The following is a 26881-nucleotide window of genomic DNA, read 5'->3' on the forward strand; positions in this document are numbered from 1 at the left end:
GCCTGCATCAGTTTCATGAACCTGAAACAACAATGGAAACCGGAACATAGCCGATGCGTTGTAAGGTTCGTGGACAGGATTAACCCGAGTAAAGAAGCAATGGTCAATGCTTCCAAGCGGCGGTTCGTGAAGGTGGCTCCGCCCACCGTTCATGCCGGCGTAGGGAATGCGTTGCGCCAAGCGTTCGCGATGGACAACGAAGTCCGGTCACTGCAGGAATTCGAAGACCTTCTTTCGCGCCTCGATTGAGCTCATCTATTTAGATGTCGCGGTCGCGGCTGAGATCGTCGACTTCGCTCATGATGCTTTGGAGCGCGCTGGAATTGGGATCCGTCTCATGCTCTCGGCGTGACGGAAGCGCGCCTTCCGACAGGAGGTTCTCGAGCGCCACACGGCCGCGGGCGACGCGGCTTTTGATCGTACCGACCGCACAGCCGCAGATTTCCGCCGCCTCCTCATAGGCGAAGCCGCCCGCGCCTACTAGGATCAGTGCCTCGCGTTGGGGCTGCGGCAGGTGCATCAGCGCGCGCTGCATGTCGCCGAGCTCCACATGCCGGTCCTGGCTCGCGGGGGCCGCAAGCAGCTTTGACGCGGTAAGTTCGTCCCACTCGCCTTTGAAACGCGCGCGGCGCATCTGGCTGAGGAACAGGTTGCGAAGGATGATGAAGGTCCAGGCACGCATATTCGTGCCCGCCTGGAAGCGCTTCCGAGCGGCCCAAGCCTTCAGAAGCGTCTCCTGCACCAGGTCGTCGGCAAGATCGCGGCTGCCCGAAAGCGAACGGCCGAACGCACGAAGATGGGGTATGACCTGCGCAAGCTGGTCCTTGAACTCGCCGTCGGACAGCGGGACATGCTCCACGGGAGTCGTGTCTTCCGCATCCTCGTCCACTTCAATTGGCTGTTCGGCCGCCATCAAGCCCCCAAATACGCTAGGATTGTTACAGAGGTACCGTTGCCGAAGCGGCAGAAAAGCCGCTTCGGCTCCGTAAGAATATAGTGGTCAGCGCCAGACAAATAAGATCAAGGCGAACAAAATCACCACCAAAGCCAATGAGACCGGCAGGATGACGCGCGTCATATGCGGCGTCGTTCCTGCACGCGCTTCGGTCGTGTTCACATGTCGTTCGCGGTCATCCATCGGCGCTGCCCACTTCCCGTTGATTGTAATGGGCTAACGCAGCCTCAGCCCGCCGGTTCCATCCGTTTCTATGCCGGAATGGTCGCTGCGTCGAAGAACAAAGCCTGCGCAATGGCAGCCTTTACCGTCGAACGCTGGAAGGGCTTGGTGATGAGGAAGGTCGGCTCCGGCCGCTCACCGGTTAGCAGCCGTTCCGGGAAGGCGGTGATGAAGATCACCGGGACCTGGAACTCGCCAAGAATGTCCTTTACCGCGTCGATGCCGCTGCTGTCGTCGGCCAGTTGGATGTCGGCAAGGACGAGGCCTGGGCGGCGGGCCATCGCCTGCTGCACCGCCTCATCGCGCGTTACGGCAACGCCGGTAACGGTATGGCCGAGATCGCGGACGATCGTTTCGATATCCATGGCGATGATTGGCTCATCCTCAATGATGAGGACTTCGGCGCGCGTCTGCCGCTCGATCTCAGCCAGCGCTTCGGCGACGAGATTCTCGACCTCTTGCGGGCTCGCACCGATCAGATAGCCGGCATCTTCAGGCGTGAAGCCCTCCATGGCCGTAAGAAGCAGCGCCTGGCGCGACAGCGGGGTGATCCGCGCGAGCCGCGCCTGCGCGATCCCTTCCGCATTGTCGGAGCCGGAGCCGGCGCCGGGATCCTCCTCGATATTGGCCGAGGACCAGATCGCATGAAAGGTGCGGTAGAGGCCGAGCCGCGGATCGACGTCGCGGGGGAAATCGTCCGGAGCCGCGACGATTGCTTCCAGCGTCGCGCGGACGAAGTTGTCGCCGTGGCTCTGGCTTCCGGTAAGCGCGCGCGCATAGCGGCGCAGGAAGGGAAGATGCGGCGCGAGTTCCTGACCAAGCGACATATTCGTTTCGACTCCTGTTCAATCTTGCGGGACTTGTGAAAGGCTGCTCCACGCTTTGCAAGCCCACCCGAAAGCAGGCCTGCCGCTATGAAACGGACAGAAGAAATTGGCCCGGCCCGCTCCTGACGCGAGGGTGGAACAATCCTGCGAGTTTTTTGTTTCCAACCGCGCGTGGGCTATTTTATGCGGCCTTCACGTTCGATGGGGTCTGTCATAACAGCCGGCCGGCAAAGGTGGGGCGATCAGGCAGGTCATGATGGAAGCTGCGGGCGCGGTTAATCCGCGAGGGGTGACGAATTTGGCCGTTGAAGACGACAGGGACGACGAGCGCGGGCGCAAGCCAGCCCTGCATACAAAGAAAGAGTCCTTGGAAAAATCCTCCTTCAAAAAGAAGCGTCCGGTTGCCCCTGAAGTCGGCAATGCCCTTCGCTCGGCCTATGAGCAGACGGTCAACGAAGACATTCCCCCGGAGATGCTCGATTTGCTCGGCAAGCTCGGCTAATGCCGCTCCGGCCTTGGCGGGCGTGAAAGAGTGAACAGGGAAACGGAGAAAAGCGCCAGAGCATCCCGCTTCAGCGAACTGTCCACCGGACAGAAGATGCTGCTCATCCTCAGCGCAGGCCTTCTGCCTCTCGCTGCCCTGGCAATGCTAGCGTCGCTCCAAAACGCCCGCGAAGACGCCCAACGGCGTTCGCAGGACGTCCAGACGCGCGTCGAGCTTAAGGCTCAACGCCTCTACTGGACCCTGTCGCGCGCCGCTTTCACGATGCGGGCTGCCAATGCCACTCTAGCCGAACTGTCCGCGGGCTCGGTCAATTGCGACACGGCCATAAGGCGCCTTTCGGACATGCAGATCGTCCCGGGGCGCTACGTGCTTTACGCGGGTCAGGACAGGCCGCTCTGCGCCAGCCCTGGCTTTACCCCATCTCCGGATCTGCTTCAGTACAAGGGTCAGCGATCCGCAGTTCGGATCAGCGACGATGCCCAGTGGCTTAGCTTCGCGCTGTTCGACGCGGAGGGACGGATCGAGGGTGCGGGCCAATTGGCGCGCCCGGCGCTGTCGGACCTCACCTATATCCCGGGCACCAATCCGACGTTCGATCTGACGCTGACAGACGGTCAGCGGAGCATGGTGCTTCGCGATCAGTTCAAGGACGGTCCCCTCGTCCAGACCGTACGTGCGGTCGCGCCACTTGCCGGGGGACGGCTGCAACTGCGGATCGCCCTTGCCGCGACGCCGCTTACCTTCAGTGAATTTCTGATGACCGCGCTGCCGCTGCTGATGTGGCTTTTTTCCGCGGCAATTGTGTGGTTCATCGTCGACCGCCTGCTCGTCCGCCCCCTGAAGCGGATGCAGTATGCCGTTGCGGCCTATCGCCCGGGCGACGAGGGGCTCGACCTGCCCCGCTCGCGGACTCCGGCCAACGAAATACGGGAACTGGGCGCCGCCTTCGACCGCGTGACCCGCACCATCGCCAGCCACGAAGCGGAGCTGGAAGCGGCTGTGGAGCGGCAGACCCGCCTCGTCCGCGAAGTCCATCACCGCGTGAAGAACAACCTCCAGGTGGTGGCCTCGCTTCTCAATCTTCATGCACGGGGTGCGACCAACGAGGAGGTTTCGGCGGCCTACGCGTCCATCCAGCGGCGGGTCGATGCGCTCGCCGTCGTCCATCGCAATCATTATGCCGAGCTTGAGGAAAATCGCGGCGTATCGCTCCGGTCGTTGATCTCGGAGCTCTGCGCCAATTTGCGCGCCACAGCGCCGCAGACAGCCACAGGCATGGCGATCCGCCTCGACGTCGAACCTTATTATGCCACGCAGGACGTGGCCGTGTCGGTCGCCTTCCTAGTCACCGAAATCATCGAATACGCAATGTTCTGCGGCGGCAAATCCGTGACGGTTACTCTCGCCGGCGGTGACAAGGGCACTGCCCGGCTCGCTCTCGAATCAGACGCTCTAAAGGCGGAGGTAAAGTGCGACGAGGCGCTGACCGACCGCTTCACGCGCATCGTCACCGGCCTCTCGCGTCAGCTCCGCTCGGCCATCGAGCGGGACGAGGAAAATGGCCGCTATGCGCTCGACATAGCGGTCGTGGACAAGCTCGAGCGCTAGGCGGTGCGGTCGTCGCGGCCGCCCTTGTCACCTGAATATTTCGGGCGGGCGACATTCTCATCCTCCGCCCGTTTCAGGCTCTCCGCGCTTTCGCCGCGTTTGGCGGCAACGTCGGTGTTGCGCTCCTCATCCTGGTGAACGCCGTCAATATCGGAATGGGGAGTGGATTTTGGGGGTTTGCTCACCTTCTTGCTCCTGGCTTTGGAGGTCAACAGGCCGGCCCCGAACGGGTTGCGAAAAAAGATGCTGCCGATGCGAATTTTTTCTCTTTTTATCGGAACCCCATGGCCGCTCCCTCGTTGAGCAGTTCGGATAGTGACCTTTTGCCCCCCCGCTCTCGCTATCCAGAACATGAGCCCGGACGCGCCAACCTCCCCCCCCCGGTGGCGCCTCCGGGCTCAACATTTTTTGGGGTCTTTTCCGCAGAAATCTAAGCCTTTCAGATGCTTGTCACGCCTCTGGAACCAACTTCCGAAACAGCGCATTTAGGCATAACATCGCAGCGCCAATAAGCGATGACGCCGCGTTGAGATTTGGGAGAGAGAAAATGGTTCGTAAGCTTATTGCCCTTTTCGCGCTCGGCAGCGGCCTCGCCCTTGCCGGCTGCAACACGATCGCGGGTCTCGGCGAAGACGTCGAGTCCGTGGGCGACACCGTCGAGGACTGCGCGGAAGGCCAGACCTGCTAAAGAAGCAGTTTCAGCAATGGAAAAGGGCGTCGCGCTGCGGCGCCTTTTTCTTGTTCAGACGAGATCGTCGGGAATGAACCAGTATGGCCGCGCGAAACGACGTGCGCGGCCGAGCTGGTAAGGCAGGACGAAGCCGCGCCGTTCGGAAGGCTCGGAGCTGCTGTTGAAGCGGGCGGTGTCGCGCCATCCTTCGAGATTCATCTGTTCGGGGAGGCAGCCGCCGAACAGCTGCGCCCATAGCCGTTCCCGGAAGGCGCGGATCGCCGTTCCCTCCTCCTCCTTCCAGATGAAGCCGAGCTCCGTATCCCATTCGAAGCTCCGCCCGTTGATGTTGGCCGAGGAGAGAAGGCAGACCGCATCGTCGGCGATCAGCAGCTTGGAATGGATGTGGATGAGACCGGATCCGAACGCGGTGCCCCGGGTCTCCTCGAACTTTTTCTCCGCGTCCTTTACGGGCTCGTGCTTGGCCAGGGTGAAGAGCCCGACCCGCTGCGGCCCGGCCCGCTTCAATAGCCGCCCGAGCGCCCGCGCCTGCAGATATTCGCCGTGACGGTGGGCGAGGTTGCCCGTCTGTCCCTCGAACGCGATCTCCTCAGGCGTGTTGGCTATAAGAATGATCGCCTCCAGCTCCGCATTCCGGCGAAGCGCCTCCTCCACCCAATCTGCCGCGTCGTCGGACCGGAAGAATTGCGCTTCGATATAAAGGTGTCTCTGGGCGGATCGGATCACCTCCCGGTGCGCCGCTTTCAGCTCCCGGATACCGTGCAGGGGCCCCGTGGCGAACATGCTGTCCGATTTGCGCGACATGGTGCGGACGAGCTGCACGACCGCCTCGCCACGTGGCGCCTGTTCCGGAATAGCGCCGCCGATCTCCGTCAGCGGGTCGAGCATCAGCTCCCGCCCGCAGGGACCGGTCCATTCGTCGACCGTGGCGCGGTAACGCGGCATCTCCCTGTTCCACAGGAAGGCGAAATGCCGCGCCGCGTCCGCCACCACCGGACCTTCGATCAGTGCCGAGATATCGTGCCAGGTCTGGTCGGCCCGTTGCTTATGGCGCCGATCGTCCCAACGCCGCTCGTCCAGATCCAGGCCGCCGATAATTGCCTTTTCACAGTCCACCACCACGAATTTCTGATGGTAGGTCGCGGGCCAGAGCCGCGGCGGCGGCGCGGCGCGCCAGCCCTGCGGCTTATCGTCCTTCCACTTGATCCAGGGCCATAAGCCAGGCCGCGTGTCAAAGCCGCCATCGTCATGATGTGTCTTCTTGAGGAGCTTCTCGACGACGCCCCTAATCCGGCGCCGGAGGAGAAAACGCAGCAGCTGCCGCCAGCCGCGCCCCAATTCTCCTTCGTGCTGGATGACGATCAGCTGCAGCCGTTCCCGCTCCGGCTTCTCCAGCTTTTCGACGATGTCGCGAATGCGCCGGTAGGTGCTCCAGGATCCGGCGTGGAGGTAATCCGCCAGCACCGGCTCGAAGTCGGAAAGGAGGATGCGCACCTCCACGCCGCGCCGCACGGTCTGATCGAGCAAGGCCCCCCAATCGCCGATGCCCATCTCCTTGCAGCGTTCGGAGCGCGTCTTCGTGTCGGGATCGAAGATGCGGAACGACAGCCACACCGCCTCCTTCGCATCTAGCACCAGATGTTCCAGCGTCGGATACATGTCCGCCGCTTCGATGAGCGGGGTCACCTTGCATCCGTCCCGCGGCGGCGCGGGCCGCGTCCAGGCCGGGCCGCCCTTCACCGCCAGCATAGCGCGCGAGATGTCCAAGAAGGGCGGCTCTGCAGCCCCCGTCACTGCGCCTCCGCCTCCACCTGCCGGGCGCGGCGGCGCTCGGTGAACCAAATGGCGATCAGCGACAGTTCGTAGAGGAGGATGAGCGGAATAGCGAGCATGAACTGGGACAGCACGTCAGGCGGCGTTGCGACCGCGGCGATCACGAACGCGACGAGGATCGCATAGCGCCGCCCGCGCTTCAGTTGGTCGCGCGTGACGATCCCCGCCCGCTCAAGCAGCATCAGCAGCACCGGCAGCAGGAAGGCGATGCCGAAGGCGAGGATGAAGTGCATGACGAGACTAAGATATTCGCCGATCGACGGCAGCGCCTCCTGCTCGATCCCTCCGATATTACCCTGATACTGGAGGAAAAATTCGAACGCGGTCGGCATCACCACATAATAAGCCAGCGCTCCGCCCAGCGTGAACAGGATTGGCGTCGCGACCAGGAAAGGAAGAAACGCCCTCTTCTCCTTGGCATAAAGCCCCGGCGCGACGAAGGCCCAGATTTGGTTCGCGATCACGGGAAAGGCGACGAAGAAGGCGGCGAAGAAGGCCACCCGCACCTCCACAAAGAAGGCCTCGTAGAGCTTGGTATAGACGAGTTTCCCCTCGCCCGGCCCGAATGCCCGCACCAGTGGCTGTGCAAGGAAGGAGAAGATGTCGTCGGCGAAGTAGAAGCAGACGCCGAACGCCAGGAACAGGGCGATGAACGCGCGGATCAGCCGCTTACGCAGCTCGATCAGATGATCCATTAATGGCGCCCGGGTGGCGTCGATCTCGTCGCTCATGAACTGCGCCGCTCTTGAGGCGGGGATCCTGCGCCAGCTTCCGGCTCCTCGGCGGTAGCCGGCGGCTGCATCGAGGGATGATCATAATCGGGGGGATTGTCACCGGACGGGAGCATCGGATACTCCCGCATGATCCGCTCATTCTCCTCACGCCACTTCTTCTCCATCTCCTCAAGCTCCGCCTCGCGAATCATGGTGTCGATGCCGGAGCGGAAGTGACGCGCCATGCCGCGGGCGCGGCCCACCCAATGGCCGACCGTCCGCATCACGCGCGGCAGGTCTTTGGGGCCGATCACGACGAGCGCGACCAGCGCCACGATGAGGAGTTCGGTAGGGGCTATGTCGAACATCGGCCTCTCGCGTCAGGCCGGATCAAGGCTCCCGGCGCTGTTCCGGATCGGCCGTGCGGGTCGCGTCAGGACGGGCATCGACGGTGCGGTCGCCCTCGATGCGGCGGGGCTCGCCGGGCTTGGTCTCGTCCTCGGCCATGCCCTTCTTGAAGCTTTTGATGCCCTTGGCGACGTCGCCCATCATGTCGGAAAAGCGGCCCTTGCCGAATAGCAGCAGGATGATGATCCCGACGACGAGCCAATGCCAGAGGCTGAAACCACCCATTTCGAAAATCTCCGATGAAGTTGCGGGAGAACCTAGTCCTCCTCGGCTTCACTTTCCAGTTCTAGCTGATCCGCACCCCCGAGCTGCTCCATCGCGGCGTCGATCGGGTCGAGCAGACCGGCCGCTTTCAGGTCGTCGATGCCGGGAAGGTCGCGCCTGCTGCTAAGGCCGAAATGCTGCAGGAAGGTTGCAGTCGTTGCGTAGGTGAGCGGCCGTCCGGGGACCTCACGCCTCCCTGCCGGCCGTACCCAGCCCGCTTCCATCAGCACGTCGAGCGTTCCCTTGGAGATCTGAACGCCGCGTATCGCCTCGATCTCGGCGCGGCTGACGGGGTCCTGATAGGCAATGATTGCAAGCGTCTCGATGGCCGCCCGGGAGAGTTTCCGGCTCTCGTCCTTTTCGCGCCTCAGGAAATGCGCGAGATCAGGCGCGGTCTGGAAATGCCAGCGCTTGCCGCGTTCAACCAGTTCGATGCCGCGGCCGCCATAATGATCGGCCAGCTCCTTCAAGGCGGCGGGAATATCTACTTCGCCGACATAGTCGGCGATTTCCTGTACTGACAGCGGCTGTTCGGAGGCGAACAGGATCGCCTCCACTGCGCGCACATCGTCCGCCAACTCCCTCATGCGGCGCGGATCAGGAGCGGCGCGAACGGCGCCTTCTGCTGGAGCTGGAGCTTGCCCTGCCGCGCCAGCTCAAGCGTCGCCACGAAGCTGGAGGCGAGCGCGGACTTCCGGAACTCACTATCCTGGGTTTCGGGAAGGAAGCTTTCGATCGCCGCCCATTCCATAGTGATGCCGAGCAGCCGCTCGACACGGAGGAGAGCTTCTTCGAGCGTCATCACCGGTCGTCGGCCGACCATATGCACGGCAGGCTCGTTCCGTGCTCGAATGGAGCCGTAGGCGGATATGACGTCGTAAAGATCGGCCTGCCACTGCGAGCGCCGCACGACGCGAAGACCTTCGGCCGCGCCACGCATGAATACGTCCCGGCCGACCCGATCCCGCGCCATCAGCCGTGCGCCCGCCTCGCGCATGGCGGAAAGCCGCTGCAGGCGCAGCTGGAGTCGCATCGCAAGCTCTTCGGGACTGGGATCAGCCTCTTGGTCCTTCGGCAGCAGCAAGCAGGATTTGAGGTAGGCGAGCCAGGCGGCCATCACGAGATAATCGGCCGCGATTTCGAGCTTCAGCTTCTTCGCATCGTGGATGAAGGCGAGATACTGCTCGACCAGCGCAAGAATGGAAATTTTCGCGAGATCGACCTTTTGCGTCCGTGCCAGGTTGAGCAGCAGGTCGAGCGGACCTTCCCAGCCGTCGAGGTCGAGCGTCAGCCGCTCGCTTTCGGCGACAACGGGCACTTCCTCGAATGAATCCCCCGATTCCATGGGGCAAAGACTAAGCGGCCTCGGCTCAACAGGCGAACGGAAATAGCCCGAAGCACCCGCTTATCCCCATGAAAGTCACGCCTTTACCAGTCGAAGGCCTCGACGGTCGCCCGCCGCCCGAGCAGGAAAGCGTCGGCGACGAGACTGAGCGGCCGGACGTCGACAAGGCTCCGGCGGGCGTCGATCAAGTCGACGAACTCGCGGTAGAGGCTCGGATATTCGCCCTCTCCTTCCGCCGATTGCGGCGCGCCATCGATCTCCAGCTTCGATCCGCCCTCGCGGAGGCTCAGGCGTATTCCGTCGGCGGTGCTGATGTCGATATTCCAAGCTTCTCCGCCGCTGTGGAGGAAGTTGAGCGAGCAACGGAGATCGCCGTCGGCGACTGGGCTGGTGCAGGCGATTTCGGCGGCGATCGGCGCCTGCCTGTTCTCCGGAAAACGCAGCTCCGCCTCGCAGACGAACAACGCACCCGGAAAAATCTTCATCAGGATCGAGAAGGCGTTGATGCCGGGATCGAACACGCCGAAGCCGCCGGCTTCGAAAATCCAATCCTGCCCCGGATGCCATTTGCGTACATCCTCATGCCAAGTGACCTGCATCGACGCGATGCGCTTGCCCGCAAGCGCCTGTGCTGCGGCGGCCACGGCGGGATTATGCTGTGAGTGCCATGTGGTCTGGAGCGTCACCTGCCGCCCCTCCGTAAGGCAGGCGAGATCCTCGATTTCGCTCAGCGTCACCGTCGGCGGCTTTTCGAGCGAGCAGTGCAGCCCCGCCTCAATGCAATCGCGAGCGATGGCGTAGCGGACGCCCGGCGGCGTGGTGATCGCCACCGCTTCGAGGCCGAGATCCGCCTCCAGCATCTCCTGATGCGAGGTGAAGCAGGGCACGCCCTCCACGCCCTTGCCTTGGCGGCTGACGGTCGCGGCGAGTTCAAGCCGCGGGTGCCCGGCAATGGCAGGGACATGCTGGTCGGCGGCGATCTTACCGAAGCCAATGATGCCGATCCGCAGCGGCCGCATCAGGCCTTCAGTCCCTCGACATAAGCGCGGGCTCTCTCGCCCGTCTCCTCAGGCGACTGGTCGGGCTTGTAGAGGCCGGAGCCGAGACCGAAACCGTTCGCGCCCGCATCCAGCCACGGCCGCATGTTCGTCGGCGAAATGCCGCCGACAACGATCAGCGGCACGTCCTTCGGCAGCACCGCCCTTTGCGCTTTCACCACCTGCGGCGACGCGCCCTCGGCTGGGAAGAGCTTCAACGCATGTGCGCCGGCCCGAAGCGCGTCGAAGGCTTCAGAGGGCGTGAAGTAGCCGGGGCTGGACACCATTCCCGCAGCCGCCGTCGCTGCAATTACGTCGGGATAGGTGCTAGGCGAGACTATCAGCCGCCCGCCCGCCTCGTGCACCTGCCGCACCTGATCCGGCTCCAGAACCGTTCCCGCCCCGATCAGCGCGCGGTCGCCCAGTCTGGCGGCGAGCTTGCCGATGCTGGCGAGCGGGTCCGGCGAATTGAGCGGCACCTCGATGATGCGGATGCCGCCTTTGTACAGCGCATCGCCGATCGCCTCCGCCTCGCCCGGTGTCACGCCGCGGATGATGGCCACGAGTGGGCATTCTGCGAAGTAGTGATTGAAGTCTTCGAGGGCGCTCATTGGATCAGCTCCGCAAGTTCCCGGATGCCCGCGACGAAGGCCTGCTCGCCATCCACTTCCCGCGCCTCCTGCCCCGCCTCGACGAGCGCGGAGGAGAAGAGGCTGGTAAGCTCCGGTCGTCCCATCACGATCACCTCCGCCTCCGGCTGCTCGCGGAGGCCGACCCGTATGTCGGCGCCGATCAAAAGACCGCTCGTATAGGAAGCGGCATTCTCTCGCTTCATCTGGTCCAGCAGCACGCGGGCGCGGACCGAGAAAAGCTCGGCCGTCAGCCCGTCATGCGAAAGGCCGCGCCTGACGCCTTCGTGGAAGGCTGCACCCTCGGTGGCGGGCTCGGCCAGCAGATCGGCGAGGATGCTGTACTCCTTCAGCAGGTTGAACATCTCGCCCGTCATCACCGTGCGGAAGGAGATGATCCGCCCCTCGACGACGTTGATCCATTTGTTATGCGTCCCCGGATGACAGATCAGGCAATTGTCCGGCACCAGCCCAGCCGCCACTGCGCCCAATATCTGCACCTCTTCGCCGCGCATCACGTCCGCGCATTCGTCGCTGAGATAGGAAAGGCCCGGCACGATCGCCGCCTCTCCCTCCTCGGCCCAGATCAGCCGGTCTGCGAGGTCGGAGAGGCCGGCGGGACAGGGCACATAGGGAGCCTCGATCCAGCCGCGGTTCGAACCCACCATCCCCGCCATCAACAAGGGGCGATCGCCGAGCCGCTCCCGGATCTGTGCCACGGCGGCAGGGAATTTGCCCTGCCCGACGGCGAGGATGCCCTGATCGTCCTCCATCTCGGCGGTGCAGCGGCCGTCGCCGGAAATCAGATAGCCGCGGCGATTGGTGGTACCCCAATCGACGGCAATGAAGCCTTCTGCCCAGCGCATCGTTCCTCCCATCGGGAACCGTAACAGCTCTGCCGCCATATGGCTCCCAAAGCAGCCGATCTTCGATAGGGAGGGGCAATGACGGAAGACAAGACGCCGCGCTGCGTCGCCAATGTGAAGGCGGTGCTTGGAGAAGGGCCAATCTGGGTGGAGCGGGAGCAGGCGCTCTACTGGGTCGACATTAAGGGCCGGAAGATCTTCCGGCTCCGCGAAGGCGACAAGCTCGACCAGTGGGACACGCCGATGGGGATCGGATCGATCGCGCCGCGCGCCAATGGCGGCTTCATCGCTGGCACAGATCAGGGTTTTGCCGAAATCGATCCAGAGCGCGGCGTATTCGACGTGCGCGGGACGCCGGAGGAGAGCCGGCCAGACAACCGGTTCAACGACGGCAAGGTGGACCGATCCGGCCGCTTCTGGGCGGGAACGATGGACGATACGGAGCAGCAGGCTTCGGGCGCGCTTTACCGGCTCGACCCGACCGGCCGCTGGACGCGGTTGGATGACGGCTACCGCGTCACCAACGGCCCCGCCTTCAGTCCGGGCGGTAAGCTGATGTACCATGCGGACAGCGCCAGGCAGGTTATCTACGTCTTCGATGTCGACGAGGATGGCGAGATTTCAGAGCGGAACACGTTCGCGCGCTTCGAAGAGAAGGACGGCTATCCCGACGGCATGACCGTGGATGCGGAAGGCCATCTTTGGGTCGCTTTCTGGGACGGCTGGTGCGTCCGTCGCTTCTCGCCTGCGGGCGAATGCGTGCAAGTCATTGACCTTCCGGTGCAAAGGCCGACCAGCGTGGCCTTCGGGGGGCCGGCGCTCGACAGGCTCTACATCACGTCCGCCAGCATCGGCCTCGATGATCTCGCGCGCGGCATGCAACCTTATGCGGGCGGACTCTTTATGACGGTACCGGGCGTCACGGGCGTAGCGGAAATTCCGTTCGCCGGGTGACCAGTCGAAGAGCGGCGGCAAGAGGAGAGGAACGATCGCCAACTTCATGTTTGCGACCGGGATCGAAAACAGCATCCCGACCATCAACAACGGCAGGACGCGCGTCGACCAGATGGAGGTCTGCGGCCATTACGAACGCTGGCGGGAGGATTTTGACTGCGTCCAGGAAATCGGCATCCAGTTCCTCCGCTACGGTCCGCCGATCCACACCACCTTCCTTGCGCCAGGGAAATATGACTGGGAATTCGCCGACATCACCTTCGCCGAGCTGAAGCGGCGCGACATTACGCCCATCGTCGACCTCTGCCACTTCGGCGTGCCGGACTGGCTCGGCAATTTCCAAAACCCGGACTTCGCGCCGCAATTCGCTGCGTATGCCGCAGCCTTTGCCGAACGCTTCCCTTGGGTGCAGCTCTATACGCCGGTGAACGAGATGTTCATCTGCGCCATCTTCTCGGCCAAGTACGGCTGGTGGAACGAGCAGATGACGACCGACCGGGCGTTCGTCACCGCGCTCAAAAACATCGTCAAAGGCAACGTGCTGGCGATGATGGAGATATTGAAGCGGCGCCCCGACGCTATCTTCATCCAGTCGGAATCCTCGGAATATTTCCATGCCGACAGCCCCGCCGCGATCGGCCCGGCCGAGATCATGAACGCGCGCCGCTTCCTAAGCCTCGACCTCAATTACGGGCGCCGAGTCGACAGCGAGATGTACGAATATCTGATGGATAACGGGATGACGAAGGAGGAATATCATTTCTTCCTTCACAACCGGTTGAAGCAGCACTGCATCCTCGGCAACGACTATTATTTCACCAACGAGCACCGTGTGCATCCGGACGGCAAGACCGAGGCGTCGGGCGAGGTGTTCGGCTATACCGAGATCACCCGCCAATATTACGACCGTTACCGCCTGCCGGTGATGCACACGGAAACCAACCTGAAGGAAGGCCCGAACGGCAACGAGGCGGTGCAGTGGCTCTGGAAGGAATGGGCGAGCGTGCTGCGGCTACGCAACGACGGCATCCCGACCGTCGGCTTCACTTGGTATTCGCTGACCGACCAAGTGGACTGGGACACAGCCCTTCGCGAGCAGAACGGCAACGTGAACCCGCTCGGCCTCTACGACCTCGACCGCAACATCCGCAACGTCGGCAGGGCCTATAAGCAGCTGATCAGCGACTGGCGGGACGTGCTTCCCGCCTCGAGCGTCTGTTTGTCGGTCCCGATCGTGCCGCCGTCCCAGTCGAACTGGCCCGCACGCAAGGTTTATCGCGCAGAAGCGGAACAGCATGCCGAAGCGGACAGCGTCGCGCAGCCGAATAATCCCGAAATCGCCTGAAGGAGCGTGAAGCCCATGAAGATCGGCCGAATCGAAACCTTCTACGTTCCGCCCCGCTGGCTGTTCGTGCGAGTGGAGAGCGAGGACGGCGCCGTTGGTTGGGGCGAGGCGAGCCTCGAGGGCCATGCCGAAGCGGTGGACGGCGCGTTCGAGGCGATCCGCGACCGCTTCATCGGCCACGACGCGCGGCGGATCGAGGATATATGGCAGGTCTCCTTCCGCGGCGGCTTCTACCGCGGCGGGCCGGTGCTGATGTCGGCGCTGGCAGGGCTCGAACAGGCCCTGTGGGACCTGAAGGGCAAGGCCTTCGGCATGCCCGCGTGGGAGATGCTTGGCGGCGCGGTTCGCGACAAGGTGCGCGCTTACGCCTGGATCGGCGGCGACCGGCCGGACGAGATCGAAAGCGCCGCCACGGCGCGCCGCGAACAGGGCTTCGGCGCGGTCAAGATGAACGCGACGGCGGAACTCGACTGGATCGGCACGCCGAAATTGTTCGACGAGGTAGTGGCTAGGGTGGAAGCGGCGCAGGCGGCAGGAATGGACGTCGGCCTCGATTTTCACGGCCGGGTGCACCGGCCGATGGCGAAGCAGCTTGCCAAGGTGCTGGAGCCATTGGGGCTGCTCTTCATCGAGGAGCCGCTGCTTTCGGAAAACCACGAAGGGCTGGCGCAGCTCGCCAGCCTCGTCTCGACGCCCATCGCGCTTGGCGAGCGGCTCTATTCCCGCTGGGACTTCAAGCCGTTCCTCGCCTCAGGCGCGGTGGACATCATCCAGCCCGATTTGAGCCACGCCGGCGGTATCCTCGAATGCCGGAAGATTGCGGCGATGGCCGAGGCCTATGACGTCGCCGTCGCGCCGCATTGCCCGCTCGGGCCGCTTGCGCTTGCCGCCTGCCTGCAGCTCGCCGCCTGCACGCCCAACGTGGCGATCCAGGAAATGTCGCTCGGCATCCATTACAATGTAGGCCACGACCTTCTGAACTTCATCACCGACAAGGAGGTGCTGACGCCCGTGGACGGCTATCTGCCGATCCCGCAGAAGCCGGGGCTCGGGATCACCATCGATGAAGATGCGGTGCGGGAGGTCGCGAAGGAACGCCATCGCTGGCGCAATCCGATCTGGCGCCAGAAGGACGGTAGCTTCGCCGAATGGTGAGGCGGCTCCGCTCCCGGTGAGGGAGCGGGAGCCTCAGGCGACGATGCGGAGCTTACCGCCCCTGCGGCCGCGCGGCGCTTCGGCCACGGCCCCGACTTCGTCCTGCAGCCGGGACAGTTCCTTGTCGCGGGAAGCACGATAGGCATCGGCATAACGCGCATCGCATTCGGCTTCCTCGGCCGTCTGCTCGCGGAAATAGGAGATGGACAGCTGGCGGCCGAACACGTCGTCGCCCCGCATCTTTACTTCCGCTTCGGCAGCCTCAGGCAGGCTGTCGCGCACTTCGATCAGTTTCTCGATAAGCATGTCGAGCGAGGTGTAATCCCTGATCTCGACGAAATCCTTAACGCGTCTACTCATAAAAACGAACCCCTCCGCTCGCCCCGGCAGTTGTTATCTCGTGCCGGAATCCGCAGGCAACTGATAATCGGCATTTACCCACAGGGAAGTTGCCGGGCGGTGAATATAATCTATGTCAAAGGTTAAGCTGATGGACGCTGGCGAACTTTTGGAGCTGAAGGCGGGGCCGCTGGAGCTCACGCTTTCCCCTACGGCAGGCGGGAGCATTGCGCGGTTTGATTGGGTAGCGGGTGGCCGGCGGACGGCGATATTGCGCGGCTGCAACGGTGCGGCAAAAAATATTCTGGAGGCGGCGAGTTTCCCGCTCGTGCCGTTCGTCAACCGCATCCGCGACGGCCGATTCACCTTCCGTGGGCGCGAGGTGCGGCTGCAACCGAACTTGGCGGGCGATATCAGCCCGCTGCACGGGCAGGGTTGGCTATCGCCCTGGAGGGTCGAGTTCCAGCAAGAAGCGGAGGCGGCTCTGACGTTCCGCCATGACGCCGGGGAATGGCCCTGGACCTATGAGGCGCGGCAACTCTTCACCCTCGACGAGCGGGGCCTCGACCTCCGCCTCTCTTGCCGCAATCTGTCGGACGAGCCCATGCCCTGCGGCCTCGGCCAGCATCCCTATTTCCCCTGTACCGCCGGAGCGCGCCTCGACACCCGCGTCAGCCATGCCTGGACAATCGACGAACATGTGCTGCCGGTGGAGAAGGTGCCGGCCGACGGGCGCTTCGACCTCGCCGACCGGCAGGTCTGCGGCCAGGACCTCGACCATGGCTTCGGCGGGTGGGGTGGCACCGCGCGGATCACCGATCCTTCGCTGCCGTTCGAAATCATCCTCTCCTCCCCCACCGCCCGCTTCTTCCAGCTTTATTCGCCGGGGGAAGGCGGGCTCTTCGTCGCCGAGCCGGTGACGCACGCCAACGCGGCGATGAACGCACCTGAGGAGGAATGGGCGGAGCTCGGCTTCGCAGTGCTGGAGCCGGGCGAGGAAATGACGCTCGACGCGCGCATCGATGTGAGGCAGGTGTGGGCTTCCTGAGGGGGAAGCATGACCATCGACGGCAACACCGCGCTCATCCTGATCGACGTGCAGCAGGGGTTCGACGACGCGCACTTCTGGGGCCGCCGCAACAATCCGGACGCGGAGCGGAATGTAGCGAAGCTGCTCGAAAGCTGGCGCGGCGCCGGACGGCCGGTCTTTCATGTCCGGCACGATTCGGTTCATGAGAACAGCCCGCTGCATCCGGACAGCCCTGGCAACCGCATCAAGCCGGAGGCCGCGCCGCTGGACGGCGAGCCGATTTATCCGAAGAGCGTCAACAGCGCCTTCATCGGCACGACGTTGGAGCAGGACCTACGGGCGCAAGGCATCTCCCGCGTCGTAATCGCCGGCCTCACCACCAATCACTGCGTGTCGACCACCACGCGCATGGCGGGCAATCTGGGCTTTGAAACGTTTCTCGTATCGGATGCCACGGCGACTTTCGAGCGGCTCGGCCTCGACGGAAAAATGCGCCCGGCCGAGGAGGTACATGCCTCAGCGCTAAGTGACCTTCACGGTGAGTTCGCCACCGTCGTCACGACGGCCGAGGCAGTTCGTGGCTAAGCAGCGGATCAGCCGCGCCGCGACCAAGATCCACAAATGGCTAGCGCTGATCGTCGGCATCCAGATCCTCTTCTGGTTCGCGAGCGGCCTCTTCATGGTCCATTTTCCCATCGGCGAAGTCAGGGGCGAGGACCGGATGCGGAACCGACCGCCGGACCTGTTCGCGCCCGCCGCCATGTCGCAGCAATTGGCCGAAGCGCTGCCGGACGGCCTCCCATCCGCCTCCCGCATGGAGGTGCGGCGCGTGCTCGGCCGGCCCTATCTGCTCATCGAGCGGCCGGAGGCGCGGCCGTTACTGGTTGACCTCGACGCGGGCCACGTCGCCTCCCCGATCAGCGCGCCGCTCGCGGCCGAGATCGCCCGCGCCGATTATTCCGGCGACGCGGCGCTGAGGCGCGTCTCGCTGGTGGAAACGGAAAGCACTGAGTATCGCGGTACCCTCCCCGCGTGGCGCGTCGACTTCGCCGACGACCGCGATACGTCGCTCTACGTCGCCGCGGACCTCGCCAAGGTGACCGCCCGCCGCACCGACCTCTGGCGCACCTTCGACTTCTTCTGGGGCCTTCATATCATGGACTGGAAAGGCCGCGAAAATTTCAACACATGGTGGCTCTGGCTCGCCACCGCCCTCGCCCTTGTCGGCGTGATCGCCGGCCTCATCATGCTGCCGCGAAGCTTCGGCCTGCTGAAGAAGAGGGGCACGTCCAGCTAAGCATCCTTGAGCCGCCACCCGCATCTTGTACAAAGAAGGCGAGATGTTCAGCAGGATGGACGATCGATGGATCTGAACCAGACGCGGGTGTTCGTCGAAGTGGCGCGGGCAGGCGGTTTCGCGGCGGCAGCGCGGCGGCTGGGGCTGCCCAAATCCACGGTCAGCGCGCGCATTCAGGCGTTGGAAGAAAGACTGGGGGCGCAGCTTCTGAAGCGCTCCACCCGCCAGCTGTCGCTGACCTCCGAAGGTTCGGCCTATTTCGAAGCAGTCGCCGGAGCGGTCGACGCACTGGTCGATGCCGAGGCTGCGACCACCTCTGAGGAGGGCGTACTGTCGGGAAAGATCCGCTTCACCGCGCCGCTCGAATTTCCGCGCGATGCGATAACCAGCGCGCTTTCGAACTTCCTCCGCCTCCACCCGCGCGTGAAGTTCGACGTGATCCTGACCAATCGGCCGCTCGACCTGGTGGCGGAGAATATCGACCTGGCGCTCCGCGGCGGCGAACCGGGCGGGGCCGGCCTCATCATCCGCAAAGTCGGCCAGATCAGCTTCGGCCTCTATGCCAGCCCGCAATATATCGACCACTGCGGCCGGCCCGAAAGCTCGACCGATCTTGAGAAGCACGATTTGCTGCTGTTCGCATCTCCCTCGCAGAGCCGGGTGCTCCGGGCGGCCGACCCGATTGCGGGGCATGAGCCGCGCCTCACCGTCGATAATTTCGCTTTCCTGCGACGGCTGGCCATTGCCGGCGTTGGCATCGCCGCCCTCCCTCACGCCCTCGTCGCGCACGAGATTGCAGCCGGACGGCTGGTGCGCGTGTTGGACGACTGGACCGGCGATCCGTCCGCACTCTTCCTCGTCTTCCCCTCCCGCAAGGATATGACGCCGCGCGTAAAAGCCTTTGCCGATCACCTCGTGGAGGCACTGGGGCCGTGGCAATCGTCCATGTAGTTGGACACTGAGATCGGAAATGTCCGGCTAGTCGGACCTTATCGATCGGCGCATCTGCTCCCGTAACGACAAGGGAGCCACTCATGAGCAACCAGATCTTCTTTCGTCCGCCGCCGGAGATAGGCGTGCTCGGCACCGGTCGGATGGGCGTGCGGCTCGCCTCCATGTATGCCAAGGCCGGACGCCGCGTCCTGCTCGGCTCCCGCGACCCGGCACGGGCGGGCGAGATCGTCCATGACCTTGCCATTCCGGGCCTCAGCGCCGGAAGCTACGAGGAAGCGCTGGAGGCGGAGGCGGTGCTTCCCGCCGTCTTCATCCGCGACGGACTGTTCGAGCTGCTGGACCGCTATGCCTCGCGCCTCGACAACAAGCTGCTGATCGACATCAGCAATCCTTTCAATGAAGATTATTCCGACTTCATCACGCCGTGGGACACGAGCGGTGCCGAAGAATTGCAGAAGCGGGTTCCGAACGCGCATGTAGTCGGCGCCTTCAAGAACGTCTTTTGGGCGGTGTTCGACGATCCTCTGTTCGTCGGCACGCCAAGCGATGTGCTCGTCGTCGGCGACAATGCGCCGGCCAAGCAGCAATTCTTCGCCCTGAGCGAGGATACGCCCTTTCGTTATCTGGACGCCGGCGCGCTGATCAACGCCCGTGCAATCGAGCGGATGACGATGATCACCGGAGCGCTCGGGCGCAGTCTGGGCTCCTACCCGCGCATGAACTGGCGGCTGCTCGGCTAACAACATGAAGGGGCGCAAGATGGACGACGTGTTGTTCGACTATGCTCATGAAAGGGCGATCCGCTACTTTGAGGGGATATTCGACCGAAGGGTCTTTCCGGACGCGGCGGCGATCGAAGGGCTGACAGCGTTCGACGAGGCGCTGCCCGATGATCCCACCGACGCACTTGCCACCATCCGGCTGCTCGACAAGGCGGGGAGCCCCGCCACCGCCGCCACGACCGGCGGGCGCTATTTCGGCTATGTGACCGGCGGCAGCCTCCCCGTTGCCACCGCTGCCGACTGGCTGGTGACAAGTTGGGACCAGACCGGCACCACCCCCACCAACTCACCCGCCGCCAGTAAGATCGAGGCGGTGGCAGGCCGCTGGGTCCGCGAAACCCTCGGCCTGCCGGACGAGGCGGCCACCGGGTTCGTGACCGGCGCGAGCATGGGCAATCTGGTCGGGCTTGCCGCGGCGCGGAGCCACCTTCTTCGCCGCGCGGGCTACGACGTCGATACGCAAGGTATGTTCGGTGCGCCGCCGCTCCGCGTCGTGGTCGGCGCCGAAGTGCATTCAACGGTTGTGAAGATGCTCGGCATCCTCGGCTTCGGCCGGGAACGGCTGGAGATCGTCGAGGCGGACGATCAGGGCCGGATGAGTCGCGGCCGGCTACCCGCGCTCGACGAACGAACGATCCTCATCCTCCAGGCCGGCAACGTGAACAGCGGCGCCTCCGATCCCTTCCCGAAGCTAATCGCCGCCGCCCGGGAAGCCGGTGCCTGGGTCCATGTCGACGGCGCCTTCGGCCTCTGGGCGGCTGCCAGCCCCCGCTACGCCCACTTGGTCGAAGGCGTCGCCGGCGCCGATAGCTGGGTCACTGACGGGCACAAATGGCTGAACGTCCCCTATGACAGCGGCATCATCATCTGCCGCCACCCGGAAGCGCTGAGGAGCGCGATGGGCATCGCTGCCGCTTATCTGCCGGTGGGCGAGGAGGTGCCGATGAAGGATCTAGTGCCGGAGCTCTCCCGTCGCGCCCGCGGTGTAACCGTCTGGGCGGCGCTCCGCACGCTCGGCCGGAAGGGCGTTGCCGAACTGGTCGAACGCTGCTGCGCCCATTCCATTCGGCTGGCGCAAGGGCTGAGGGAGATCGGCTTCGAAGTGCATAACGATGTGGTGCTGAATCAAGTCGTCGCCACCATCTACGATGCGGAATTCACCCATGCCGTCCAGCGGCAGGTGGAGGAAGACGGCGGCTGCTGGTTCGGGCCGACCTCGTGGCAGGGCCGCAAGGCGGTGCGCTTCAGCGTCTCAAGCTGGGCGACCACCAGCCGCGACATCGACGAGGCGCTTGCGGCGATTGCGCGGGCGGTGACGAAGGTGCGGAGCCGCGAGGCGGTTGCGGGCTAAAGATAGTGCCGGAGCGTGAGCCAGCGGACACGCTTCTCTTCAAAAGCGAGCGTCAGCGCCGGGCTGCTGGACGGCAGCGGCACGAAATCAATGCCGCTTACGCCGTGAAGCGCCTTCTGCCCGATCCGCGCCGAGGTGCCGCCGTTAAAGCCGATGGCGCGGAGGTTGGGCAGGCTTTCCACCAACGCCTTCAGTTCGTTCGGCCGGTGATCGCGGATCACCCCGTCGAGACTGCCGGTCCTCGTCGCGGAAGCGACTACGTCCCAAAGCCCCACCCGCGCAGTGAGCAGGGCATGCAGCCGCTCCTCGTAACCCAGCGGCACGAGCGCCGTCCCCGTCACCTGCTCCATCAGCCGCCAGAACTGGTTGCGCGGATGGGCATAATATTGGGCTCGCGCCAGCGACTCCTCCCCCGGCAAGCTGCCGAGCACGAGTAGACGCACCTCGTCATTCACGACGGGCCCGAAGGAATGTTTGAGAGGGGAAGCTGTCATGGTGGCCTCGGCTCACTACGTTCGCCGTTACCACCCCCTTCGATCCTGCCCCGCAGGATCGAGATGTGGTGACCCCTACGGGAATCGAACCCGTGTTTCAGCCGTGTAAGGGCCGCGTCCTAACCGCTAGACGAAGGGGCCATGAGCCAGTGAGGGCGCGGCTTAAGTGAGCGGCGCTTATGGGTCAAGCCGCTTAGTCGGCCCAAGCCGCGTCTTCGAGGTGGATTTCCGCCGTGGGGCGGTCACCCCAATCGTCGCGCTTGATCCGGCCGGCGATCCAGAGCTTGCGGCGCGGCGGCGCGCCGAGCATCGCCTGGCCGAGCTCGCTTTCCGCCATGCGGAAGGCGATGGCCTTGATGCGGCGGCCGTCGTCGCCGGCCACGATCAGCCGCAAATGGCCGTTCCCGACCACGTCCGCCTTAATGATCTTGACGGGGCCCGCGGCAACACGTGGACCCGGCCAGCCGGCGCCATAAGGTCCGCCCGCCTCCAGCGCGTCGCACAGGTCCGGGCAGACGCCGCCCGGCGCCAGTGCTGCATCGAGGAGGAGCGCACGATCCTCGCGGCAGCGGACGACGTCCCCGCCCAGCCGCTCATCAAGGAACTCGATTAAGGCATCGACCTTATTCCGCTCCACGGTAAGCCCCGCCGCCATGGCATGGCCGCCGCCTGCCACGAGAAGGCCGCTATCTTTGGCCGCAAGCACCGCCGCGCCGAGATCAACGCCAGAGATCGAGCGGCCGGAGCCTTTGCCGACCCCCTGCTCGTCTATCGCGATGACGATGGCAGGGCGGCCGAGCTTTTCCTTAAGGCGCCCAGCGACGATGCCGATCACGCCGGGGTGCCAGCCAGTGCTCGCCACGACCGCGACCGAGCGGTTGCCCTGCGCCTTGCAAAGCTCTTCCGCCGCCTCGCAAACCATCGTCTCGATCGCGCGGCGTTCCTGATTGAACCGTTCCAGCTCCTCCGCAATCGCCCGCGCTTCCGCCGCATCCTCGGTGGTGAGCAGCCGAACGCCAAGATCGGACTTGCCGACGCGCCCGCCCGCATTGATCCGCGGCCCCAGTGCAAAGCCGAGGTCGGTGCAGGTCGGCGCCCGCTCCAGCCGCGCTACGTCGAGCAGCGCGGCGAGACCAATAGTCCGCCGCTGCGCCATCACCTTCAGGCCCTGAGTCACGAAGGCGCGGTTGAGGCCGCGAAGCTGCGCCACGTCCGCCACCGTGCCGAGCGCGACGATGTCGAGCAGCTCGACAAGCTTCGGCTCCGCCCGCCCTTCGAAGAAGCCCCGCTTCCGAAGCACCCGCAAAGTCGCCGCGCCGAGCAGGAAGCAGACGCCCACGGCGGCAAGATGGCCGTGCGCGGCGGCTTCGTCCGCTTCGTCCAGCCGATTGGGGTTCACCAACGCATGCGCCTCGGGAAGCCGGCTCGCGCATTTGTGATGGTCGACGACGATCACGTCGACGCCCGCGCCCTTCGCCATTTCCAGCGCCTCGAAAGCCTGCGCGCCGCAATCGACGGTGACGATCAGCTTCGCCCCGCCCTCGGCGATCCGCACCAACGCCTCGCCCGATGGGCCGTAGCCCTCCATGAGGCGGTCCGGGATATAAGCCTGAGGGTCGCAGCCGAGGCCGCGCAGCAGCCGGATCAGCAAAGCCGCGGATGTCGCTCCGTCCACATCATAGTCGCCGAAGACCGTGACCGGCTCGCGCGCCTCAACCGCATCGGCAAGCCGCTCCGCCGCCTTGTCCATGTCACGGAAAATGGAGGGGTTCGGCATGAACTCGCGGATGGTCGGCGTCCGGTGCCGCTCCACCTCTTCCCGCGCCACGCCGCGCGCCATCAGCAGTTGGGCGACGAGATCGTCGGGAACCAACCCCTCGTCCCGCCCGTCCGCCGCCGAGCCCCGCCAGCGCCAGGGCTGACCGAGGATGGAGCGCGAGACACCGCAGACGTAGGAATGCGGCTCCGAGACGGGTTTGTAGAGGTTCACGCACCGACCCTAAGCCATTCCGGAGTCGGCGTGAATCCCCGCGCTTCAAAAAGCCTGTGGAAGGATCAGCTGCAGCCCGCGCCCGGCTCGTTCCGGTGCTCGCCCTTCACCCAGCGGATCGTGCCGGTAGAGGCGCGCATCACGACGCTTTCGGTGGTGACGCAATGCTTCCGCCGCTTCACGCCCTCAAGCAGCGAACCGTCGGTGACGCCGGTCGCGGCGAAGATCACGTCGCCCTTGGCGAGGTCCTTCAGGTGATAGATGCGGTCGAGATCCTCGACGCCCCATTTCGCGGCGCGGGCGCGCTCGTCATCGTTGCGGAACAGGAGGCGGCCCTGGAACTGGCCGCCGACGCAGCGGAGTGCTGCCGCCGCGAGCACGCCCTCTGGCGCGCCGCCCGAACCCATGTAGACGTCGATAGTCGTGTCGGGGTTGGTGACGGCGATCACGCCTGCCACGTCGCCGTCGGGGATGAGGTTGATGCCGCAGCCCAGCGAGCGCAGTTCCGCAATTAATTTCTCGTGCCGCGGCCGGTCGAGCACGCAGGCGATGATCTCCGACGGATCGACGCCCTTGGCCGCAGCGATGGCGCGGACGTTCTCGGTCGGCGACTTCGCGAGGTCGATCACGCCTTCCGGATAGCCGGGGCCGACCGCGATCTTGTCCATGTAGACGTCGGGCGCGTTGAGGAGGCAGCCCTCCTCCGCGATCGCGAGCACCGCCAGCGCATTGGGAGCGCCCTTGGCGGTGATGGTGGTGCCTTCCAGCGGGTCGAGCGCGATGTCGATGCGGGGGCCGCCGTCCTGCGCCAGACCCACCTTCTCGCCGATGAACAGCATCGGCGCCTCGTCCCGCTCGCCTTCGCCGATCACCACCGTGCCGTCGATCTCAAGGGTATTGAGCGCCGCCCGCATTGCCTCAACCGCTGCGTGGTCCGCGGCCTTTTCGTCGCCGCGCCCGATCAGCTTCGAGGCCGCGACCGCAGCCGCTTCGGTGACGCGCACCATCTCGAGAACGAGCACACGGTCGAGAGTATGGCTTGCAGTCACCATCGTTTCTGTCATCCCTGTTTCTGAAGCGAATTCCGGCGTGCCGGATAGGCGAGGTGTATGGCGTTGTCGAGAATGGCCGTGCTTGCGGCGGTAATCCTTCTTTCGACTCCCGCGGGCGCGGCGCCGGTAACGGCAGAAGAAGCGCTTCAGATGCACCGCCAGACGCTCCAGCCGGTAGCGGCCGTGAACGGCTGCCCTAAAGGCGCCGACGGGGAGGAGATCGTCGTCTGCGGCCGCCGCGAAGAAAGTCCCTATCGCATGCCGCTGCCGGTCACGCGGGAAGCGGGCGTTCCTGTCGAGCTGCCTGGAGAGGCGCCGCGCGCTTCGACCAGCGTCGGCGGCTGCCTCCGGCTTTGCCACAAGCCTGTCGGCGTCACTGTTGGGACCAAATTCTGACGGTGAAGGAGCGAGGCCGCTTTTGAAGGGGTCCGCGTTGCTATAAAGCGCCTTCATGACCGACGAGAAGAGCAGCGAGACACCCGCCTCCCCGCCGATCCCGACGCTGGAGGACATGCGGCAATGGACCTCCGTCATGGCGCGGGCGCAGCAAATGATGCTGGAGCATATGGCGGGCCAGATGCAGGGCGCGGCGGCGAAGGCGGTGGCGGCGCCGGCGCTGCAATGGCCCGGCATGACTGCATTCCCCGATCCAGCCGAGATTGCCAGGACGCAGGTGGAGCTTTGGACCGAGGGAATGTCGGTTTGGCAGCGCACGCTTGGCGGCTATGCGCCGCCCACCGCGCTTCAGGGTCAAGCCGACACGGACAAGCGCTTCGCCGCGCCCGAATGGCGGCAGCATCCGCTGTTCGACATGCTTCGCCAGACCTACCTGCTCGTGTCGGAGCGGCTGTTGGGCTCGGTGGACGCACTCGACGGGCTGGACGACAAGACGAAGGAGAAGCTCCGCTTCACCACCAAGGCGTTCGTCGATGCGATGTCGCCGTCCAACCTTGCGGTCACCAACCCGGAAGTGCTCGAGCGGGCGCTTGAGACGAAGGGCGAAAGCCTGCTCAAAGGCCTCGAAAACATGCTCCGGGACCTTTCCAAGGGGCAGCTAACGCATACCGACCCGGAAGCGTTCGAGGTCGGGCGCAACGTCGCCACCACGCCCGGCAAGGTCGTCAAGCAGACGCCGCTCTACCAACTCATCCAGTATAGCCCGACGACGGATCAGGTGTTCGAAACGCCGCTCGTCATCTTTCCGCCCTGGATCAACCGCTTTTACATCCTCGATCTCAATCCGAAGAAAAGCTTCATCAAATGGGCGGTGGACCAGGGCCTCACGGTCTTCGTCGTCTCGTGGAAGTCGGCGGATGAAAGCATGGCCGATCTCAAAATGGACGATTACGTCCTCGCCGAAATCGAGGCGATCGATGCGGTGCGCGACGCGCTGAAGGTGAAGTCGGTGCACACGGTTGGCTATTGCGTCGCCGGCACCAAGCTCGCCGCCGCGCTGGCGCTGCTGGAGGCGCGAGGCGAGGCCGACAAGGTCGCGAGCGCCACCTTCTTCACCGCGCAGGTGGATTTTTCGGAAGCGGGCGACCTCCTCCAGTTCACCGGCGACGAGCAGCTTGAGCTGGTGCGGCAGCTATCCGCGGAGAAAGGCTATCTCGACGGACGCTACATGGCCGCAGCGTTCAACCTGCTGCGCGGCCAGGATCTCGTCTGGAACTATGTGGTGAACCATTATCTGATGGGGCAGGATTATCCGCAGTTCGACCTGCTCCACTGGAACGGCGACACGACCAATTTGCCCGGCAAGTGGCACCTAGAGTATCTGACCCAATTCTATCGCGAGAACAGGCTGGTCCAACCTGGCGCAGTCGAGATCGACGGGACGCCCATCGTGCTCAATAAGGTGCGAACACCCACCTATGTGCAGGCCGGCCGCGACGACCATATCGCGCCCGCCAAAAGCGTGTGGAAGATCACCCATCACTTCCAGGGGCCGCTCCGTTTCGTGCTCGCTGGCTCGGGCCACATTGCAGGCGTGGTGAACCCGCCCGACGCGCAGAAATATCAGTATTGGACCAATGACGAGAAGGTGGAGACGCTGGACGGCTTCATCGCCGGCGCGAAGGAGACCAAGGGTAGCTGGTGGCCCGACTGGATCCGGTGGATCGAGGCGCAGGGGCCAAAGAAGGTCCCAGCAAAAGGCGCACGCGTACCCGGTAAGGGAAAGCTTAAGGCGCTTGAAGACGCTCCCGGGAGCTATGTGAAGGCGCGTTGATGCTG

Annotated in this window: 32 protein-coding genes and 1 tRNA gene; 15 read left to right on the plus strand and 18 right to left on the minus strand. The window is 64.4% G+C overall.

Features of this window, described 5'->3' with window-relative positions:
- Nucleotides 1-15 precede the first annotated feature (15 nt).
- Entirely contained in the window at nt 16-249 is a 234-nt protein-coding gene (locus tag VGD10_RS07850) for a hypothetical protein (protein ID WP_331040257.1), read from the plus strand.
- A 10-nt stretch (nt 250-259) separates the two neighbouring features.
- Here VGD10_RS07850 and VGD10_RS07855 read toward each other — a convergent pair whose 3' ends face one another.
- From VGD10_RS07855 to VGD10_RS07865, 3 genes are all read right to left on the minus strand, one after another.
- Nucleotides 260-913 carry a sigma-70 family RNA polymerase sigma factor gene (locus VGD10_RS07855; RefSeq protein WP_331040258.1) on the minus strand — a complete coding sequence of 218 codons (654 nt, stop codon included), beginning with the start codon at nt 911-913 and terminating at the stop codon, nt 260-262.
- Between the two features lie 87 nt (nt 914-1000).
- Nucleotides 1001-1138 carry a hypothetical protein gene (locus VGD10_RS07860; RefSeq protein WP_331040259.1) on the minus strand — a complete coding sequence of 46 codons (138 nt, stop codon included), beginning with the start codon at nt 1136-1138 and terminating at the stop codon, nt 1001-1003.
- A 68-nt stretch (nt 1139-1206) separates the two neighbouring features.
- Complete coding sequence (locus VGD10_RS07865) at nt 1207-2004, minus strand: response regulator (protein ID WP_331040260.1); 798 nt, start codon at nt 2002-2004, stop codon at nt 1207-1209.
- 253 nt (nt 2005-2257) lie between these two features.
- Between VGD10_RS07865 and VGD10_RS07870 the strand changes: the two genes are divergently transcribed.
- Together VGD10_RS07870 and VGD10_RS07875 are read left to right on the plus strand one after the other, a co-directional pair.
- Nucleotides 2258-2506 (plus strand): NepR family anti-sigma factor, encoded by a 249-nt coding sequence (locus VGD10_RS07870; protein WP_331040261.1) that lies wholly within the window; start codon nt 2258-2260, stop codon nt 2504-2506.
- Between the two features lie 30 nt (nt 2507-2536).
- Nucleotides 2537-4117: a sensor histidine kinase gene (locus tag VGD10_RS07875; RefSeq protein WP_331040262.1), complete on the plus strand. Its 1581-nt coding sequence runs from the start codon at nt 2537-2539 to the stop codon at nt 4115-4117.
- Here VGD10_RS07875 and VGD10_RS07880 read toward each other — a convergent pair.
- The gene (locus VGD10_RS07880) at nt 4114-4302 is read right to left on the minus strand and encodes a hypothetical protein (protein WP_331040263.1); all 189 of its coding nucleotides are present in this window, start codon (nt 4300-4302) and stop codon (nt 4114-4116) included. The genes VGD10_RS07875 and VGD10_RS07880 overlap by 4 nt on opposite strands.
- Before the next feature lie 362 nt (nt 4303-4664).
- Between VGD10_RS07880 and VGD10_RS07885 the strand changes: the two genes are divergently transcribed.
- Nucleotides 4665-4805, plus strand: coding sequence for an entericidin A/B family lipoprotein (locus tag VGD10_RS07885; RefSeq protein WP_331040264.1), 141 nt, complete (start codon nt 4665-4667; stop codon nt 4803-4805).
- Between the two features lie 54 nt (nt 4806-4859).
- Here the strand turns inward: VGD10_RS07885 and VGD10_RS07890 are convergent, their stop codons facing one another.
- The 9 genes from VGD10_RS07890 to VGD10_RS07930 all read right to left on the minus strand — a co-directional run bounded on the left by VGD10_RS07890 (nt 4860) and on the right by VGD10_RS07930 (nt 11903).
- Nucleotides 4860-6602, minus strand: coding sequence for a phospholipase D family protein (locus tag VGD10_RS07890; protein WP_331040265.1), 1743 nt, complete (start codon nt 6600-6602; stop codon nt 4860-4862).
- The gene (gene tatC, locus VGD10_RS07895) at nt 6599-7372 is read right to left on the minus strand and encodes a twin-arginine translocase subunit TatC (RefSeq protein WP_331040266.1); all 774 of its coding nucleotides are present in this window, start codon (nt 7370-7372) and stop codon (nt 6599-6601) included. The genes VGD10_RS07890 and tatC overlap by 4 nt, the downstream gene beginning before the upstream one ends.
- The gene (gene tatB / locus VGD10_RS07900; protein WP_331040267.1) at nt 7369-7722 is read right to left on the minus strand and encodes a Sec-independent protein translocase protein TatB; all 354 of its coding nucleotides are present in this window, start codon (nt 7720-7722) and stop codon (nt 7369-7371) included. Before tatB ends, tatC begins: the two co-directional genes overlap by 4 nt.
- A gap of 22 nt (nt 7723-7744) precedes the next feature.
- Nucleotides 7745-7987 (minus strand): twin-arginine translocase TatA/TatE family subunit, encoded by a 243-nt coding sequence (locus tag VGD10_RS07905; protein ID WP_331040268.1) that lies wholly within the window; start codon nt 7985-7987, stop codon nt 7745-7747.
- A 32-nt stretch (nt 7988-8019) separates the two neighbouring features.
- Complete coding sequence (scpB, locus tag VGD10_RS07910) at nt 8020-8613, minus strand: SMC-Scp complex subunit ScpB (protein WP_331040269.1); 594 nt, start codon at nt 8611-8613, stop codon at nt 8020-8022.
- Nucleotides 8610-9371: a ScpA family protein gene (locus VGD10_RS07915; protein ID WP_331040270.1), complete on the minus strand. Its 762-nt coding sequence runs from the start codon at nt 9369-9371 to the stop codon at nt 8610-8612. The genes scpB and VGD10_RS07915 overlap by 4 nt, the downstream gene beginning before the upstream one ends.
- A gap of 83 nt (nt 9372-9454) precedes the next feature.
- Nucleotides 9455-10390: a Gfo/Idh/MocA family oxidoreductase gene (locus VGD10_RS07920; protein ID WP_331040271.1), complete on the minus strand. Its 936-nt coding sequence runs from the start codon at nt 10388-10390 to the stop codon at nt 9455-9457.
- Complete coding sequence (locus VGD10_RS07925; protein ID WP_331040272.1) at nt 10390-11019, minus strand: 2-dehydro-3-deoxy-6-phosphogalactonate aldolase; 630 nt, start codon at nt 11017-11019, stop codon at nt 10390-10392. Before VGD10_RS07925 ends, VGD10_RS07920 begins: the two co-directional genes overlap by 1 nt.
- On the minus strand, nt 11016-11903 hold the full coding sequence (locus VGD10_RS07930; RefSeq protein WP_331040273.1) for a 2-dehydro-3-deoxygalactonokinase: 888 nt from the start codon (nt 11901-11903) through the stop codon (nt 11016-11018). The genes VGD10_RS07925 and VGD10_RS07930 overlap by 4 nt, the downstream gene beginning before the upstream one ends.
- 78 nt (nt 11904-11981) lie before the next feature.
- On the opposite strand from VGD10_RS07930, the gene VGD10_RS07935 reads away from it, so the two are divergent.
- Genes VGD10_RS07935 through dgoD form a run of 3 tightly spaced genes read left to right on the plus strand, consistent with a single transcriptional unit; the run spans nt 11982 to nt 15357 of the window.
- Entirely contained in the window at nt 11982-12857 is an 876-nt protein-coding gene (locus VGD10_RS07935) for an SMP-30/gluconolactonase/LRE family protein (protein WP_331040274.1), read from the plus strand.
- 46 nt (nt 12858-12903) lie between these two features.
- Nucleotides 12904-14202 (plus strand): family 1 glycosylhydrolase, encoded by a 1299-nt coding sequence (locus tag VGD10_RS07940; RefSeq protein WP_331040275.1) that lies wholly within the window; start codon nt 12904-12906, stop codon nt 14200-14202.
- A gap of 15 nt (nt 14203-14217) precedes the next feature.
- Entirely contained in the window at nt 14218-15357 is a 1140-nt protein-coding gene (gene dgoD / locus VGD10_RS07945; RefSeq protein WP_331040276.1) for a galactonate dehydratase, read from the plus strand.
- A 33-nt stretch (nt 15358-15390) separates the two neighbouring features.
- On the opposite strand, the gene VGD10_RS07950 is transcribed toward dgoD, so the two are convergent.
- Nucleotides 15391-15717 carry a hypothetical protein gene (locus VGD10_RS07950; protein ID WP_331040277.1) on the minus strand — a complete coding sequence of 109 codons (327 nt, stop codon included), beginning with the start codon at nt 15715-15717 and terminating at the stop codon, nt 15391-15393.
- A 130-nt stretch (nt 15718-15847) separates the two neighbouring features.
- Between VGD10_RS07950 and VGD10_RS07955 the strand changes: the two genes are divergently transcribed.
- From VGD10_RS07955 to VGD10_RS07980, 6 genes are all read left to right on the plus strand, one after another.
- Nucleotides 15848-16744: an aldose 1-epimerase gene (locus VGD10_RS07955; RefSeq protein WP_331040278.1), complete on the plus strand. Its 897-nt coding sequence runs from the start codon at nt 15848-15850 to the stop codon at nt 16742-16744.
- Between the two features lie 9 nt (nt 16745-16753).
- A complete protein-coding gene (locus tag VGD10_RS07960; protein WP_331040279.1) occupies nt 16754-17311 on the plus strand; it encodes a cysteine hydrolase family protein in 558 nt (185 codons plus the stop codon).
- Entirely contained in the window at nt 17304-18023 is a 720-nt protein-coding gene (locus VGD10_RS07965) for a PepSY domain-containing protein (protein WP_331040280.1), read from the plus strand. Before VGD10_RS07960 ends, VGD10_RS07965 begins: the two co-directional genes overlap by 8 nt.
- 66 nt (nt 18024-18089) lie before the next feature.
- On the plus strand, nt 18090-18974 hold the full coding sequence (locus VGD10_RS07970; RefSeq protein ID WP_331040281.1) for a LysR family transcriptional regulator: 885 nt from the start codon (nt 18090-18092) through the stop codon (nt 18972-18974).
- Nucleotides 18975-19057: 83 nt separating this feature from the next.
- Complete coding sequence (locus VGD10_RS07975) at nt 19058-19717, plus strand: NADPH-dependent F420 reductase (protein ID WP_331040282.1); 660 nt, start codon at nt 19058-19060, stop codon at nt 19715-19717.
- A 19-nt stretch (nt 19718-19736) separates the two neighbouring features.
- The gene (locus tag VGD10_RS07980) at nt 19737-21110 is read left to right on the plus strand and encodes a pyridoxal phosphate-dependent decarboxylase family protein (RefSeq protein ID WP_331040283.1); all 1374 of its coding nucleotides are present in this window, start codon (nt 19737-19739) and stop codon (nt 21108-21110) included.
- Here VGD10_RS07980 and VGD10_RS07985 read toward each other — a convergent pair.
- The 4 genes from VGD10_RS07985 to glpX form a co-directional block, all read right to left on the minus strand.
- Nucleotides 21107-21604, minus strand: a complete 498-nt coding sequence (locus VGD10_RS07985) for a DNA-deoxyinosine glycosylase (RefSeq protein WP_331040284.1) — start codon at nt 21602-21604, stop codon at nt 21107-21109. The two genes, VGD10_RS07980 and VGD10_RS07985, sit on opposite strands and share 4 nt — an antisense overlap.
- A gap of 66 nt (nt 21605-21670) precedes the next feature.
- Nucleotides 21671-21745, minus strand: a tRNA-Val gene (locus VGD10_RS07990).
- A gap of 52 nt (nt 21746-21797) precedes the next feature.
- A complete protein-coding gene (recJ, locus tag VGD10_RS07995; RefSeq protein ID WP_331040285.1) occupies nt 21798-23594 on the minus strand; it encodes a single-stranded-DNA-specific exonuclease RecJ in 1797 nt (598 codons plus the stop codon).
- A 65-nt stretch (nt 23595-23659) separates the two neighbouring features.
- A complete protein-coding gene (gene glpX / locus VGD10_RS08000; RefSeq protein ID WP_331040286.1) occupies nt 23660-24646 on the minus strand; it encodes a class II fructose-bisphosphatase in 987 nt (328 codons plus the stop codon).
- Between the two features lie 57 nt (nt 24647-24703).
- On the opposite strand from glpX, the gene VGD10_RS08005 reads away from it, so the two are divergent.
- The gene (locus tag VGD10_RS08005) at nt 24704-25042 is read left to right on the plus strand and encodes a hypothetical protein (protein WP_331040287.1); all 339 of its coding nucleotides are present in this window, start codon (nt 24704-24706) and stop codon (nt 25040-25042) included.
- Between the two features lie 55 nt (nt 25043-25097).
- Nucleotides 25098-26876, plus strand: coding sequence for a class I poly(R)-hydroxyalkanoic acid synthase (locus VGD10_RS08010; RefSeq protein WP_331040288.1), 1779 nt, complete (start codon nt 25098-25100; stop codon nt 26874-26876).
- The last annotated feature ends 5 nt before the right edge of the window (nt 26877-26881 follow it).

This window comes from Allosphingosinicella sp., assembly GCF_036402135.1.
Taxonomy (GTDB): Bacteria; Pseudomonadota; Alphaproteobacteria; order Sphingomonadales; family Sphingomonadaceae; genus Allosphingosinicella.